The sequence below is a fragment of the Mediterraneibacter agrestimuris genome (assembly GCF_943193195.1).
Lineage (GTDB): Bacteria > Bacillota > Clostridia > Lachnospirales > Lachnospiraceae > Schaedlerella > Schaedlerella agrestimuris.
The window spans coordinates 24,325-38,735 of the sequence record NZ_CALPDG010000009.1; the positions used below are offsets into that span (position 1 = coordinate 24,325).

Consider the following 14,411-nt stretch of genomic DNA (forward strand, 5'->3'; position numbering starts at 1 on the left):
AAGGAGAAAAGGAATGGTTAAAAAGAGGAAAAACTGTATCTATTCGATTGCATTTATTTTACCGGCGCTTAGTCTGCTGTTTGTATTTTTGCTGTATCCGGTATTTGAAGCGGTGAAGCTTTCCTTTTATAAATGGACAGGTATCGCAAGTGCAAAGCCGGTTTTTATCGGACTGGAAAATTATAAAGCCGTGTTTCAGTCTCCGAATTTCTGGCTGTCGATGCGAAACTCTCTGTTTTTTATGATCGGAGGTTTTCTGGTTTTGATGCCGCTTGCATTCTTGCTTGCGAAAATTATTACATCGGGAATACGAGGCGTGAAATTTTTTAAAGTATCATATTATCTCCCGGTTATGCTTCCCGTAACCGCTGTCGGTCTGATCTGGGTATATATGCTTCAGCCGGACTGGGGTCTGGTTAATTCTCTGTTGGAAAAGATCGGGTTAAGTGAATGGGCGCTGAACTGGCTGGGAACGCCTACGCTGAATGTAGTGTCAGTTGTACTGGTTAACGAATGGATCTTTGCCGGATTTAATATGTTGATTTTTGCGGCGGGATTGGTATCCATCCCACAAGATGTTTATGAGTCGGCGAAAATTGACGGAGCAGACAAATTTAAAACATTGATTTATATTACACTTCCGCTTATGAAAGAATCATTCAAGGTATTCTCGGTTCTTTGTATCTGCGGATGTTTAAAGACATTTGACCTGATGTTCGCCATGACAGGCGGAGGACCGAACCATACATCGGAGGTTCCGGCAACGTTGCTGTATATGGAGGCGTTCAGTTCAAAGAACTTTGGCCGTGGAAATGCGATCGGCGTTGTGATTCTTGTGCTGGGAATGGCGCTCAGTATCGGATTGAATAAAGCAATGCAATCAGAAGATTAAGGAGGAGAATGCCATGAAAAAATTAAAGGGTGCCGATATTCTATTTCGTGTCTTTGCATGGCTCTGGGCAGTTGTCACACTGTATCCTCTGCTTGTAACGGTACTGTGCTCATTTAAAGATAATAACGGGATTTACGGAAATATGTTTGCAATCCCTAAAAAGTGGGAGATTGCCAATTACAAAGATGCATTGCTGTCGGCAAATATGCTGCGTGCAATCGGAAATTCTTTGCTGCTTGCAATTTCTACGACAATTCTTGTAGTGATTGTCGGGATGCTGGCATCGTATATTTTTGCACGTATGAAATATAAGTTTTTAACACCTTGTTTTATGTTGTTTATGCTGGGAGTTATGATTCCGATTCATACAACGGTAATTCCGATTTCAAGAATTGCCGCAAATTTGGGAGGATACGATAAATACTGGATGCTGGTACTTGTATATACGACGTTCCAGCTTCCGCAGGCAATCTTCCTGATGACCGGGTATATCCGCGGGGTCAGCCGGGAACTGGACGAAGCCGCGGTAATCGACGGCTGTAGTATGACACAGATTTTGTTTAAGATCATCCTTCCGGTTTCCAAGCCGATTATCGCGACTGTATCGATTATATCTTTTGTATATGCATACAGTGAGTTGATCTTCTCTGTTATTTTGTTATCCACGCCGGATAAATATCCTGTATCGAGAAGCCTTATGTATTTTAAGGGAGATTTTTCAGTACGGATGGGTCCGATTTTTGCATCTATTGTGCTTGCAGTTCTTCCACTGACGATCATTTACCTGATGTTCCATGAAAAGGTACAGGCGGGAATGTTGTCTGGCTCAGTGAAGGGATGATTCAGATGGAACGGGAGAATAAACTATCAGTTGTGATTGATATAGGAACATCCAGTACACGGGTGTTCTTGATCGGCCAACAAGGAACGATTCAGAAAAAATATCAGGAAAGCTATCCCGTATATACTCCAGATGAGCATACGGCGCTTCAAAAGCCAGAAGAAATTATGGGAAAGATCTGGGAGATGTTAAAACAAGCCGGACAGTGGATGGGACAGCAGCAAATAAAGGCAGAGGCTATTTCGGTAACAGGGCAGCGTTCCTCGGTTATTCCGGTGGATCAAAACGGAAAGGCGCTTTCGGATGCTGTTTCATGGCAGGATCGTCGGGCAGAACGCATTTGCCGAAATTACGAAAAAGAATGGGAGAACATATACCGGATTACCGGGATGAAGCTTTCACCGGTATTTTCGGCGCCGAAGATGGTCTGGTTAAAAGAAAATGAGCCGGAATTGTACCAAAATGCGGATAAACTGATCGGGTTTCAGGAATATGTGCTCTATCATCTCACACATAAGTTCGCAACAGACCTTTCTATTGCCAGCAGAACCTCGCTTTTAGATATCGAAAAATTAGAATGGTCGCCGCAGTTGTTGGAAATGTTCGGACTGAATGAGAAGAAACTGTGTCAACTGATTCCTGTAGGAAGTATTGTAGGAGAGGCGGCGCCCGAAGTACTGAGATGCCTGAATCAGACAGAATCCATTCCGGTAATCTCAGCAGGTGGTGACCAGCAGTGTGCAGCACTTGGTCTTGGATGTCTGGAACATGGAGACATGGAGGTGAATTCCGGGACAGGCGCATATGTGATCGGGATTTCAGATGTGCCGGTTTGGGATACATCGATGAGTGTGAATTGTAATGTATCTGCAATTCCGGAGAAATGGATTGTAGAGGGTGCGGTATTGAGCGCTGGAAAAGCAGCCGCATGGCTCAATAAACAGCTTTTTCCGGAAAGCAGAGGTGATTTTACAGAATTTATGGAAGTGTTAAAAGAATCTGTACCGGGAGCAAATGGTGTAATTGCTTCTGTTGCCTTTGCAGGAAAGGGAACGCCTAAGTGGGAGCCGCGTGTACGCGCCGGATTTATGGGCATTGGTTTTGAAAATACAAGAGGAGATCTGGTACGGGCGCTTTTGGAAGGAATTGCTGCAGAGCTTCGTGAATGCTTGAAGGCGGTGGAAGCCATAATTGGAAAAGGCAGTGCGGATATACGGGTATCAGGGGGAATGACTAAGAATCCTGTTTATTGTCAGATTCTTGCGGATATGCTGAAAAAAGAAATATGCAGACCTGAGGAATGCGAGGCAACGGGATTAGGAGCGTGGATTTCTGCACAGACCGCGATCGGCAATGTAAAATCCTTCCGGGATGCTTATGAACGATATGCAAAAAAGAACGCAGAAAATTGTTATGAACCGGATGTACATACGGAAGTTCTGTATCAGAAGGCAGATCAATTGAGAATGTACTACGAATCATATTATGAAAAGGAGCAGACCTATGAGTAAAATAGAAGAGATTACGAGAGAAAATTGGATATTGAATACATTTCCAGAGTGGGGGACATGGCTGAATGAGGAGATTGAAGCAGAAGAGGTAAAGCCGGGAACGGTTGCAATGTGGTGGCTTGGATGTACCGGAATCTGGATCAAAACCCCGCAGGACTGTAATATCAGTATCGATCTTTGGTGCGGCAACGGAAAACGGACACATGGAAACGGAAAGATGGCAGTCGGTCATCAGATGGCAAATATGAGCGGAGCACGGATGATGCAGCCGAATCTTCGGGCGGTTCCGTTTGTGCTGGATCCGTTTGCAATTCAAAAAGTGGATGCAGTGCTGGCAACACATTATCATCAGGACCATATGAGTGCGGAATATGCCTCTCATGTACTCAAGGCCGGACTGACAACAGCAGATGACAATGGAAATGAGATTCCAGTTCCATTTATCGGACCGAAAAAGTCGGTAGAGACATGGATGAAATGGGGAGTTCCAGAGGAGCGCTGTATGGTTGTGAAGCCGGGAGATACGATCCGGATCAAAGATCTGGAAATCGTAGTACTGGATTCTTTCGACCGTACCTGCCTTGTAACAACTGACCGTACAGACGAAAACAGAGAAGAATTGACCGGAGTCTGCCCAACAGATATGGATGATAAGGCAGTAAATTACCTGATCAAGACACCGGGAGGAAATATTTACCACAGCGGAGATTCTCATTACTCTATTTATTATGCAAAGCATGGAAAAGACTACGATATTGATATTGCGCTTGGTTCTTACGGCGAAAATCCTCCGGGGATTATGGATAAAATGACATCAGTAGATATTCTCAGAATGGCGGAAGCTCTGCGGTGCGAAGTGGTAATTCCGGTACATTATGATGTGTGGACAAATTTTATGGCAGATGTTAATGAAATTAAGGTATTATATGAGATGAAGAAAGACCGTCTGGAGTATCAGTTCCATCCATTCTTCTGGGAGGTGGGCGGAAAATATGTTTATCCGACCGATAAGGAAAAGAAAGCATATCATCATCGGAGAGGATTTGAAGATTGCTTTGAAGCTCCGCAGAATATACCGTTCCGTTCCTGCATGTAGGCGGTAAAGAAGAGAAGAACAGGTAACAGTTCAGCGTAGGGCTTTGCACTTGCTGCAAAGTCCGTAAGAATACGTGATGGAAAAATAGAACGGAAGAGGAGGAAATAGTGAGAGCAGAGAAAAAAGTAATTTCTAATCTGACAAAATGTTATTCGATTGCGCCGCTTCATTATCGCAAACAAGATTATTTTCTTGTGGCGGCGGAGAAGACGGACCGTTGTATATTATTTGATTTAGAAGGAAACGAAATAGATACGGTGTGGGAACAGCCCGGCGGAGTCATGAGCATGGTACAGGTTCCGGGATCAGACGGCGTTTTTCTGGCAACGCATCGATTCTATTCACCAAATGATTCCAAGGAGGCGGCAATAGTCCTTGTCAGACCGCCGAAAGAGGATGGGGCAGAATGGAATGTACATACATTGGTTCGCCTGCCGCATGTTCACCGGTTTGATATTGTAGAGCGGAATGGCATTTATTATCTGATCGCATGTGCGTTGAAGTCGGGACACGAATATAAGGATGACTGGACATCTCCAGGCAAGGTATATGCGGCTGTTTTACCAGAAGATATGGAAGCATTGAATGAAGATAAGCCGCTGGAATTGAAGGTGATCAAAGATCAGATGCTGAAAAATCATGGATATTACCGGATTCGTGAGGATGACTATGATACCAGTGTGATTTCCGCAGAAAACGGTGTGTTCCGTTTTATCCCGCCGGAAAAACCGGATGGAGAATGGACGATAGAAACTTTGCTTGACACACCTGCAAGCGATGCAGTGCTTGTGGACATGGATGGTGACGGCGAAAAAGAACTGGCAGTGGTCGCACCATTTCATGGAGAGCATATTCTTATTTATAAAGAAAGACATGGGAAATTTGAATGTGTTTATTCTTATGAAAAACCGGCAGAATTTTGCCATGCGATATATGGCGGACCTTTGTGCGGAGAAAATGCACTGGTGGTGGGACATCGAAAGGGAAACAGAGATTTGCTGAAATTCTCTTATGATAAGGCTGAGAAAACATATCGGTGCGAGGTGATGGATCACGACTGCGGTCCGGCAAATGTCTGGCATTTTGTCCGAAATGGAAAAGATGTGCTTGTGTCGGCAAACCGGGAGACAGACGAAGTGGCAATGTATGAAGTGATATCTTAAACAGGCAGCGAAGTGGTGTGGGAAATTCAAACGAAGAAGAAAAGAGGGGCATATTTCAGGAAGTTTTCCTGATTGCCCCCTCTTTTTCTTTATCTCAAAAATTCCAGACTTCTTTTAAGGATTCCATTCATATGTGCAATTGCCGTTCCGTAATTGGTAAGCGGAATATTCTGGTCTTCAGCGCATTTCAGACGATATTTCATTTCACGTTCGCTGAGCATACAGCCGCCGCAGTGAATGGTCATGCGGTATGGACTTAAATCATCCGGGAATTCGGTTCCGCTGGTGAATTCAAATCGAATGTCCTTTCCGGTGTGTTTTCGTACCAGATTCGGCAGCTTTACAGTACCGATATCGTCGCACTGACGATGATGGGTGCAGCCTTCGGAAATTAAGATGGTATCTCCGTCTTTTAATCTATCCAGTGCATTTGCTCCTTTTACAACGGTTTCCAGGTTGCCTTTATATCTGGCGAACAGAATCGAAAAGGAAGTTAGGGGGATTTCCGGCGGTACAACGGCGGAAACCTGTTGAAATACCTGACTGTCGGTAATGACGAGTTTGGTCAGGCTTCCCAATTTTTGCAGTGTTTCTTTCAACTCCGTATCTTTGACGACAATAGCGGAAGCCTGCGCATCCAGAATGTCCCGTATGGTCTGCTGCTGGGGAAGAATCAATCTTCCCTTTGGAGCGGAAGAATCAATGGGGACAACGAGGACAACAAAATCATTTGGGGCAAGCAGGTCGCTGATAATATGACAGTCGTTTTTTGTGGAGGGCATCTGCTTTGCAACCAATTCCTTTAACTCATAAATGTTTTTTCCTGTTTTTGTACTGACATAGATGCTGTGGCTTTCTGACAGATGAACAGATGCAGCTTCATCTGTGAAAGCATCAGGATTTGCAGGAGCAGGCAGTTTCTCGAAAGTGTTTTTGGTAGATTTTTTTTCCGTCAGCAGATCCATCTTATTCCATACAATCACATATGGAATCCTCTTCTCTTTGATTCGTTCAAGTATCCTCAGATCTTCTTGTGTCATTCCGGCAGAGGCATCAATCACCAGTACAGCGATATCAGTTTTATTTAACATCTGATAGGCTTTTCGGACTCTCATTTCGCCGAGTTCGCCTTCGTCATCTAGTCCTGGAGTATCAATTAGAACAACAGGACCCAGCGGAAGCAGCTCCATTGCTTTGAAGACCGGGTCAGTGGTTGTGCCTTTTACATCAGATACGATAGAAAGGTCTTGTCTGGTAATGGCATTGATGATACTGGATTTTCCGGCATTTCGTTTTCCAAAGATACCGATATGGAGACGCTCCGCGGATGGGGTATTATTCAAACTCATAATAAATTCCTTTCGTTATGAGCACTTAGCGTGCGTTATTTGCACGCTTACGTGCGATACATGCAGGCGCCGTTAGTGAGGTAATCACGAACTTACCAGCCTGCCCGTTATGAGCATTTGGCGTGCTAAAACCGGAAATCTCTCCGGTTATTCTGTTCGATCAGGCGCAGATTTTCCAGTACAGCGGCGCGTGCTTTCTCATTTGGTACATTGAGAGCCTCTCTGGCAATTAATTTATCTCCGATTGCTTTTGTTTCGGGCGACGCATAATCCATCAGATATTCTTTTAGTGTCATCAGTGCATTTGGATGACAGCAGTTTTGAATCTGCCCGTTTTTCAGCAGAGTCATGAAGCGGTCGCCGGTACGTCCCTCTCGGTAGCAGGCAGTGCAGAAGCTGGGAATATAGTCCATTTCCATCAGCCATTTTACTACTTCGTCCAATGTTCGTGTATCGCTGACATCGAACTGTTCAGAATTTTCATCTTCCGGTTCTGGCATATAGTAGCCGCCGACACTGGTTTTGGAGCCGCCGCTGATCTGGGAGATGCCGAGACGGAGCGCACGTTCCCGGGTCTCCTGATTTTCTCTTGTGGAAATAATCATACCTGTGTACGGTACGGAAATCCGGATGCATGCAATCAATTTTGCAAATGTATCATCGTCGATTCCATTATCAAATTGATTCGGGTCAATATCGTCAGCTTGTTTCAGACGAGGGACGCTGATGGTATGTGGTCCGACGCCGAAGGCAGCTTCCAGGTGTTCTGCGTGCATTAAAAGTCCTGCAAATTCGTAACGGTATTTATCCAGACCGAACAAAACGCCGAGGCCTACATCATCGATACCACCTTCCATTGCGCGGTCCATTGCTTCGGTATGATAATTGTAATCGTGTTTCGGTCCTGTTGGATGAAGCTTAAGATAGCTTTCCTTATGATAAGTCTCCTGGAACAAAATGTAAGTTCCGATTCCGGCTTCCTTAAGCAGTCGGTAGTTATCCACTGTTGTTGCTGCGATGTTGATGTTGACACGGCGGATGGCGCCGTTTTTGTGTTTAATATCATATATGGTTTTGATACTTTCCAGATAATAATCCATTGTATTGTGAACAGGATCTTCACCGGCTTCCAGCGCAAGACGTTTGTGCCCCATATCTTGAAGCGCGGTTACTTCGTTCCGAATTTCTTCCTGAGACAGCTTCTTCCGGGCAATGTGTTTGTTTTTCATATGATAAGGGCAGTATGTGCATCCGTTGATACAGTAGTTGGACAGATACAAGGGTGCAAACATAACGATCCGGTTTCCGTAGAAGTCTTTTTTGATCTGTTCTGCCAGCTTGTAAATTCTTTGGTTTTGTTCCTCGTCCTGACAGGCAAGAAGAACAGAAGCCTCCCTGTGGGAAAGTCCCTTGCGTAACGCAGCCTTTTTGATCAAGGCATCAATCAGTTCCAGATTATTATTATTTTCGTCTGCATAAGCAAGTGTTTCGAGGATTTCCTCGTGGTTGATAAAATCGTCTGCATGTTTAGAATAAACATCATACATGATTTGTGTTCCTCCTCTTTTTTATTAAAAGCAATATGTAAAAATGTGTTAAAGTATAGTCTGAATCAGATATTCAGTGAATCACCTCTTGATACAACAATGTTATATCCGATCGCCTGCATGGACTGCTGTAAATGTTCTACAGATTCGGCAGCTTCATCTCCGGTACAGATTTTGTTGTCATAGAGTAAATAATTTTCCCGCACATTTGCAGGCGACAGATTTGGCATGACCACGTTTGCTCCGGCAAGAACGCCGTGTTCCCGTCCGTTCTCTGCAATGGTGCCGAGGGCTGTCGTGGCAGGCAGCAATACTTTTGGCAGCATGAGCCGGATGGCGCCTAACAGGAACAAGGTCAAACTTAGTGTTCCAGGGGTCTGGTCTGCAAACGGAGTGTCATGGTGCGGAATAAATGGTCCGATTCCAACCATCTGCGGATTCAATTTTTTGAGAAAGAGCATGTCGTCAGTCAGTGTTTCTGCCGTCTGTAAAGGGGAACCGACCATGAATCCGGTGCCGACCTGATAGCCAATGTCTTTTAAATCCCAGAGACACTGCTGACGGTGGGCGGCGGATAATTCAGAAGGATGGAGCCTTGCATAGTGCGCGTGGTCATAGGTTTCGTGGCGCAGCAGATAGCGGTTGGCTCCGGCGCTGTAGAGCGCTTCATAGCTTTCACGGGAACGTTCACCAACAGAAAGGGTGATGGCGCAGTCCGGGAATTCCTGCCGAATGGCAGAAACAATTTCCACTAGCGCGGCATCTGTAAAATGTCCGTCTTCTCCTCCCTGAAGCACAAAGGTACGGAAACCAAGTTTGTAACCTTTCCGGCAGCAGTTTAAAATACTGTCCTTTGTCAGCCGGTATCGCTGAGCATTTCGGTTGCTTCGCCGGATCCCACAGTAGTAGCAGTCGTTCTTACAATAATTGGTGAATTCAATCAGTCCCCGGATGAAAACTTGATTGCCATAGTGCTGGTTTTGAATTACCCGTGCACGCTCAAATAGATATTGTGCGTCTTCTGGGGTGAAATTTGTGATCAATGTTATCCAATCGCCCCGGGGGAGTGTCTGGTTTTGCTCCAGCTCGTCGATGAAATCTTTCATAAGAAAAAATCCCTTCTATAATAGATATTAGTTCAATGACAAAAAGCAGTCAAAAAATGACTAGTTTCTAGTTCTGTTTGAAATTAATCTGTAGGTGTCTTTGCATAGATTGTTTTTGTACTGACGCCGGGCAGCATTCCCAGCTTCCCGGAAAGTGCGTTGATGATATCATTAGGCGCGTCCAAGGCAATACTGATGATAGAAATACCCTTTTCGCGGTATGGCAGTCCCATACGTCCGATGATGTGCTGTCCGTATTCACTTAAAATATGGTTCAGTTCGTCAACAGATCCACTGTGGTTTATAACAATACCAATAAGCGCGATTCTTTTGTCCATAAGATTTTCCTCCAAGAATAAAAAATACCCTGCCGTCTGACGGCGCGGGTATCACAAAGAAGAGGGAAGAATCCCTCTGCAAATCTGATATTTGGCGCCTTTTTACGCAGGTATCCGGCAAGAAAAAGACCCTTTGTAATCAGAACGTTTTTGTTATTGTTTAATTAGGTCTGTGCATTTGCTGCACTGACCGTAAGAAAATATATAGCTACAGGCAAAAATCCATCGACAAAGGCGATTTTGCATGGATTTTTGCGCATTGCTGTGAACAGTAGCACGTTTTATAGATAAAATTGTAGCATGGAGCAAAGAAAAAAGCCAGATGGATTTTGAAAATATAAGTGGAAATCAAGGTTACCGGAGGAAGAAGATGGCAGGTTGAACGAATGAGAAATCCTTGCGTAATAAAAGAAATGTGCATTTTGATATATAAAAAGTCTGTATCCTGATCAGAGAAATAAAAATCTCGTAATAATAGACAAAAATTAGAAATAAAATTTGGTTAGTATTACAAGAAATAATTTTCATTTTTTTACTGGAATTTACAGTATACATTCCATCTGGCAGTCATACGGTTCTTTCTCAACATGCGACTGGCTGTACTCCTTGGCTTCCACGCATCCCATATTTTTATAAAATGCCTGACTCTCTATTGCTGAATGAGCTGAAATGTAAAGCTTTTCTGCTGAATGTTCTTTCGCCCAAAATTTTGCTGAATTGAAAAGCACTTTGCCAATGCCATGTCTTCGCATATCCTCTGAAACATAAATATTTGTTAAATCAAGATATTGCTGTGAGGAACCAAATAGATTGCTTTCAACAGAGACAATTCCTTTGAGTTGATTTTCGTAAAATGCTGCATAAACAAATCCGCCAGAACGAACCGTCTCCTGTAAATTTAAAATCAATTCATCATATTCATCTTCCGTCCATTCATCTATAAAAGGATCATTCTCAATTAACCATTTGCCATTGTGTCTGCGCCAGCATTTTGTGACGGCTTGATGACGGATAAAACTAAGGAATAGTTCCCTGTTAATTTCATTTTCTGATAGATTTCTATATATAATCATCTTTTAATCATCTTTCTTTTATAAAAAAATTTCCTCAAAGCATTTCATAATTTCACTCAATGTTTCTCGATTTAATTGATAGTATACCCGCCCATCTTTTTTCTCAACTGTTACCATATGGTTAGTGAGAAGCATACTCATATGATGTGAAGCCGTTGCGGGTGTTAAGTGAAGTTCCTCTGCAATTTCCAGATTGTATCTCCCATGAGATTTTAACAGGCATAAAATTTCAAACTTGCTTTTATCACCCAGAAGTTTCAAAATTTGCGGAAGCATTTTTTTTGCGCTTTCCATGTTTTTCTGATACAAATCCAGTTTATCTGCCAGAATACCCTGGAAAATTATGGTGGGCGTAATCCATTCTATAAGTGGAAGCACTGCTGACAAATAGACTTTTTTTGTCCCAGGGTGGAATTCAGATACAAGATTGCGCAGGACATCTGAAATGTCTGATGGTGTTTCAGAAACCATTTTTTCTAATTGCCCTTTATTTTTCTGAAAGGATATATCAAAGGCAGAACGATTTTTTTTATAAATCTTAAACAGCTCTTGGAATTTTTCAACAGGATTGCTGATCAACTCCAAAAGCCGCCATTTGGTATCTTCAGAATATTCTGAAGACTGAAGCAGCAGGAACCAGTTCTCTAATGAGGTTAAGTTTGGAATAGCTTCTGTTTTTTCTTCCATTAGGAAAGTGGTCGTTACAGAAAGTATATGCCGCTGTTCCAAATAATCTGGCTCTGGTTTAGATTCAAAAAGCTCTATTGCTATAGCCAAAACCGTTAGAAAAAATTCTGTATTATATCCAAAGAAAAAAGTTTCTTCTTCGTTCAAAGAATAAGATTCCTCAAATACTTGCACATAGTTTTCTAAATAAGAAAGATACTGCTTATAAAACTGATTTCCATCAATGTTCATTTCGTTTAAAGAAGTCAGCATATCTGCTTTCACAACTTCAAAATTTTTTGCCATGTAGATAAGTCCCAATGTCTCCAAAAAAGGATGGAGATTTTTAATATCTTTATTTTCCATTTTATAAGCCTCCGTGCATACGATGTGGTTATAATCGGTATCACATATTTCTAATCAGTATAAACGGTTCGGGAGTGTTTTTCAAGCTTTCCATTCTCCATATAGTAGATTTCATCATATAGCATCATTAAGTCTGTATTTGGATTGTGTGTAATGGTAAGCAGAGTAATGCTGCTATTTTTTAGAAGCCAGTTTTCGATTTCATAGGCTGTTTTTTGATCAAGAGCGGAAGTACCTTCATCTAAAATCAAAAGAGGGGCATGTCTAATTAATGCTCTGGCAAGAGTAATGCGCTGCTTCTGTCCGCCAGAAAGTGTACCTCCATTTTCACCTACTACATATTCTAATCCTCCATCTTTTTCAGGGAGGAACATGGCAACACCGCTTTTTTCTACCGCGCTGACAAGTTCCTGCTCTGTAAATTCCTCATGCAGAAGGATATTTTCCCGGATAGACTCATGAAATAAATAAACATTTTGATGGATGACCGCAGAAAGATTGGCAATCATATTGGGATTTAATGTATGTAATTCCTGCCCGTCATATAAGATTGCACCTTTATAATCATCTAAATATCCTGTTAATAATTTGAGCAGGGTACTTTTTCCACAGCCGCTTTGTCCCATGATGGCATATTTTTTACCTCTTTCCAACTTAAGGGTAATGTCGGATAATAAGGTTGTATCGGGGCTGTAGGAAAATGATACATGTTGAAATTCAATGGAGTGATCAAAAGCAGGGATTCCTCTGTCCTCTGACTTGGTGCTGTCACGTTCTGTATATTGATTCAGACGTGTAATTACAGGTTTCATACTCTGTATTTTAGGGATATTCTGCATGAGCAGGATCACAGGAGCCATAAAGGAGCTGCTAAGCTGCACCAATGCAAGTAATGTTCCCATGGTAATATGCCCTATCAGCACGAGATATGCTGATACAAAAATAACAGCGATGGTGGATAGGACAGACAAGGTATCGGAAAGACCTTCATTCAATGCAAATAAACGAGCAGCCTTAAATCTTGTGTGAATTTCTTTTTCATTTTCAACCTGAAATCGCAGGATCGTATTTTCTATACGGTTATAGCTTTTTAAAACCTCATATCCTGAAAAAATTTCTTTTAGTTTTCCTGTGAAGACAGACATTTGTTTTGAAACACAATCCTGCCTTTTTTCCAGCATATGTCCAATCCCTGCCGGAATAAGGAACATCAATAAAAGTGCAATTACAAGAATTGCGGTAACAAGGGGACTGAGGGTAATTAGTAATCCTAAAGTAGCGGCAAACATAATAATCAATTCAAAAGTGTTCAACAGTGCCGAAATATAATTTTCTTCAATCAGTTTCATATCATTTGTCATAGCAGAAACGTAATCAGCAGTAGTTTCCTTGTAATAGTCTGCCGGACGATGGCTTATAATGCCCTGAAATACGTCCTGACGGTATTGTTTGAGCATTTTTTCTGTTAAATATTTAGACACTAAGGAACTAAGATAATTAACCATGCAGAAAAACAGAATATATACGATGGTAAAGATGAAAAGTTTTGCAAACAGTTGTGTTTTACCGGAAACAGCAACATCAATCACTTCTTGAAGAACCAGTGAAATACCTGTAGAACATAAAGAAGAACATGTTCCCAGAAGTAATGTCAGAATTAAAATCCCCATGTTTTTTTTCCAATATTTTTTCATATATCATTCTCCTCTAATTTATTTTATGCAAATAATATATCACGGAATTTTATGAAAGTCAAATATATTTAATGAATATCTAAAAATAGAGTTAGACAAAATGCTTGTAAAAAATGATACATAATAAAAGGACATAAAATATGCACAATACTGATGTGCCTGTCTGGTTGAAAATTCATACCTTGAAGGTTATATAGTGAAAGTGGGGTTCGTATGTGGTATAATCAGGGTATCTCAAATTGAAGAAAAACAGGGGGATGTAAAATGAAGCTACTTTTTAAACAACGGTTTTTTTCATGGTTTGACAGTTATGATATCTACAACGAGTACGGCGAAGTTGTTTATACGGTGAAAGGGCAGCTTTCATGGGGGCACTGTCTGAAGATTTATGATAATGTTGGACGAGAAGTGGGAACAGTGCAGGAAAGGGTGCTTACTCTTTTGCCGAAGTTTGAGATTTATATGGGAAACCAGTATATTGGCTGTATCAATAAGGAATTTACATTTTTCAAACCCAAATTTAATATTGATTTTAACGGCTGGAGTGTAGATGGTGACTGGCTGGAGTGGGATTATCAGATCAGAGATGCCGGCGGCAGTATCATTGCAGTTGTGGCAAAGCAGGTGCTGAACTGGACCGATACATATACGATTGACGTAGATGAGTCGCAGGATCCGCTCTGTGCACTGATGGTTGTACTGGCGATTGATGCGGAGAAATGTTCGAGAAATTGAAACGTAAGATGTGAAAGAGGAATAACAGAAAAGC

General features: G+C 42.1%; 13 protein-coding genes. 6 read left to right on the forward strand and 7 right to left on the reverse strand.

What is annotated here, in order from left to right:
- The first annotated feature begins 13 nt into the window (after nucleotides 1-13).
- From NFS18_RS06495 to NFS18_RS06515, 5 genes are all read left to right on the forward strand, one after another.
- Complete coding sequence (locus NFS18_RS06495; protein WP_251389175.1) at nucleotides 14-892, forward strand: carbohydrate ABC transporter permease; 879 nt, start codon at nucleotides 14-16, stop codon at nucleotides 890-892.
- 13 nt (nucleotides 893-905) lie between these two features.
- Nucleotides 906-1,733, forward strand: a complete 828-nt coding sequence (locus tag NFS18_RS06500) for a carbohydrate ABC transporter permease (RefSeq protein WP_251389177.1) — start codon at nucleotides 906-908, stop codon at nucleotides 1,731-1,733.
- Nucleotides 1,734-1,738: 5 nt separating this feature from the next.
- The gene (locus NFS18_RS06505) at nucleotides 1,739-3,244 is read left to right on the forward strand and encodes a xylulokinase (protein WP_251389179.1); all 1,506 of its coding nucleotides are present in this window, start codon (nucleotides 1,739-1,741) and stop codon (nucleotides 3,242-3,244) included.
- On the forward strand, nucleotides 3,237-4,340 hold the full coding sequence (gene ulaG / locus NFS18_RS06510) for an L-ascorbate 6-phosphate lactonase (RefSeq protein ID WP_251389181.1): 1,104 nt from the start codon (nucleotides 3,237-3,239) through the stop codon (nucleotides 4,338-4,340). The genes NFS18_RS06505 and ulaG overlap by 8 nt, the downstream gene beginning before the upstream one ends.
- A gap of 107 nt (nucleotides 4,341-4,447) precedes the next feature.
- Complete coding sequence (locus NFS18_RS06515) at nucleotides 4,448-5,503, forward strand: hypothetical protein (protein WP_251389183.1); 1,056 nt, start codon at nucleotides 4,448-4,450, stop codon at nucleotides 5,501-5,503.
- A gap of 89 nt (nucleotides 5,504-5,592) precedes the next feature.
- On the opposite strand, the gene hydF is transcribed toward NFS18_RS06515, so the two are convergent.
- The 7 genes from hydF to NFS18_RS06550 all read right to left on the reverse strand — a co-directional run bounded on the left by hydF (nucleotide 5,593) and on the right by NFS18_RS06550 (nucleotide 13,642).
- Nucleotides 5,593-6,852: a [FeFe] hydrogenase H-cluster maturation GTPase HydF gene (hydF, locus tag NFS18_RS06520; protein ID WP_251389185.1), complete on the reverse strand. Its 1,260-nt coding sequence runs from the start codon at nucleotides 6,850-6,852 to the stop codon at nucleotides 5,593-5,595.
- A 125-nt stretch (nucleotides 6,853-6,977) separates the two neighbouring features.
- A complete protein-coding gene (hydG, locus tag NFS18_RS06525) occupies nucleotides 6,978-8,399 on the reverse strand; it encodes a [FeFe] hydrogenase H-cluster radical SAM maturase HydG (protein ID WP_251389187.1) in 1,422 nt (473 codons plus the stop codon).
- A gap of 65 nt (nucleotides 8,400-8,464) precedes the next feature.
- Nucleotides 8,465-9,505, reverse strand: coding sequence for a [FeFe] hydrogenase H-cluster radical SAM maturase HydE (gene hydE, locus NFS18_RS06530; protein WP_251389189.1), 1,041 nt, complete (start codon nucleotides 9,503-9,505; stop codon nucleotides 8,465-8,467).
- Nucleotides 9,506-9,588: 83 nt separating this feature from the next.
- Nucleotides 9,589-9,843: a TM1266 family iron-only hydrogenase system putative regulator gene (locus NFS18_RS06535; protein ID WP_251389191.1), complete on the reverse strand. Its 255-nt coding sequence runs from the start codon at nucleotides 9,841-9,843 to the stop codon at nucleotides 9,589-9,591.
- A gap of 542 nt (nucleotides 9,844-10,385) precedes the next feature.
- A complete protein-coding gene (locus NFS18_RS06540) occupies nucleotides 10,386-10,916 on the reverse strand; it encodes a GNAT family N-acetyltransferase (RefSeq protein WP_251389193.1) in 531 nt (176 codons plus the stop codon).
- Nucleotides 10,917-10,934: 18 nt separating this feature from the next.
- The gene (locus NFS18_RS06545; protein ID WP_251389195.1) at nucleotides 10,935-11,948 is read right to left on the reverse strand and encodes an ArsR/SmtB family transcription factor; all 1,014 of its coding nucleotides are present in this window, start codon (nucleotides 11,946-11,948) and stop codon (nucleotides 10,935-10,937) included.
- 50 nt (nucleotides 11,949-11,998) lie between these two features.
- Nucleotides 11,999-13,642 (reverse strand): ABC transporter ATP-binding protein, encoded by a 1,644-nt coding sequence (locus NFS18_RS06550; protein ID WP_251389197.1) that lies wholly within the window; start codon nucleotides 13,640-13,642, stop codon nucleotides 11,999-12,001.
- A 264-nt stretch (nucleotides 13,643-13,906) separates the two neighbouring features.
- Between NFS18_RS06550 and NFS18_RS06555 the strand changes: the two genes are divergently transcribed.
- Nucleotides 13,907-14,377, forward strand: coding sequence for an LURP-one-related/scramblase family protein (locus NFS18_RS06555; RefSeq protein ID WP_251389198.1), 471 nt, complete (start codon nucleotides 13,907-13,909; stop codon nucleotides 14,375-14,377).
- Nucleotides 14,378-14,411 lie beyond the last annotated feature (34 nt).

Coding starts and splice junctions, on each gene's coding strand:
- NFS18_RS06500 (WP_251389177.1), top strand. CDS start 906: ATGAAAAAATTAAAGGGTGCCGATATTCTATTTCGTGTCTTTGCATGG.
- NFS18_RS06550 (WP_251389197.1), bottom strand. CDS start 13,642: ATGAAAAAATATTGGAAAAAAAACATGGGGATTTTAATTCTGACATTA.
- hydE (WP_251389189.1), bottom strand. CDS start 9,505: ATGAAAGATTTCATCGACGAGCTGGAGCAAAACCAGACACTCCCCCGG.
- NFS18_RS06495 (WP_251389175.1), top strand. CDS start 14: ATGGTTAAAAAGAGGAAAAACTGTATCTATTCGATTGCATTTATTTTA.
- NFS18_RS06555 (WP_251389198.1), top strand. CDS start 13,907: ATGAAGCTACTTTTTAAACAACGGTTTTTTTCATGGTTTGACAGTTAT.
- NFS18_RS06540 (WP_251389193.1), bottom strand. CDS start 10,916: ATGATTATATATAGAAATCTATCAGAAAATGAAATTAACAGGGAACTA.
- NFS18_RS06505 (WP_251389179.1), top strand. CDS start 1,739: ATGGAACGGGAGAATAAACTATCAGTTGTGATTGATATAGGAACATCC.
- NFS18_RS06535 (WP_251389191.1), bottom strand. CDS start 9,843: ATGGACAAAAGAATCGCGCTTATTGGTATTGTTATAAACCACAGTGGA.
- hydF (WP_251389185.1), bottom strand. CDS start 6,852: ATGAGTTTGAATAATACCCCATCCGCGGAGCGTCTCCATATCGGTATC.
- NFS18_RS06545 (WP_251389195.1), bottom strand. CDS start 11,948: ATGGAAAATAAAGATATTAAAAATCTCCATCCTTTTTTGGAGACATTG.
- hydG (WP_251389187.1), bottom strand. CDS start 8,399: ATGTATGATGTTTATTCTAAACATGCAGACGATTTTATCAACCACGAG.
- ulaG (WP_251389181.1), top strand. CDS start 3,237: ATGAGTAAAATAGAAGAGATTACGAGAGAAAATTGGATATTGAATACA.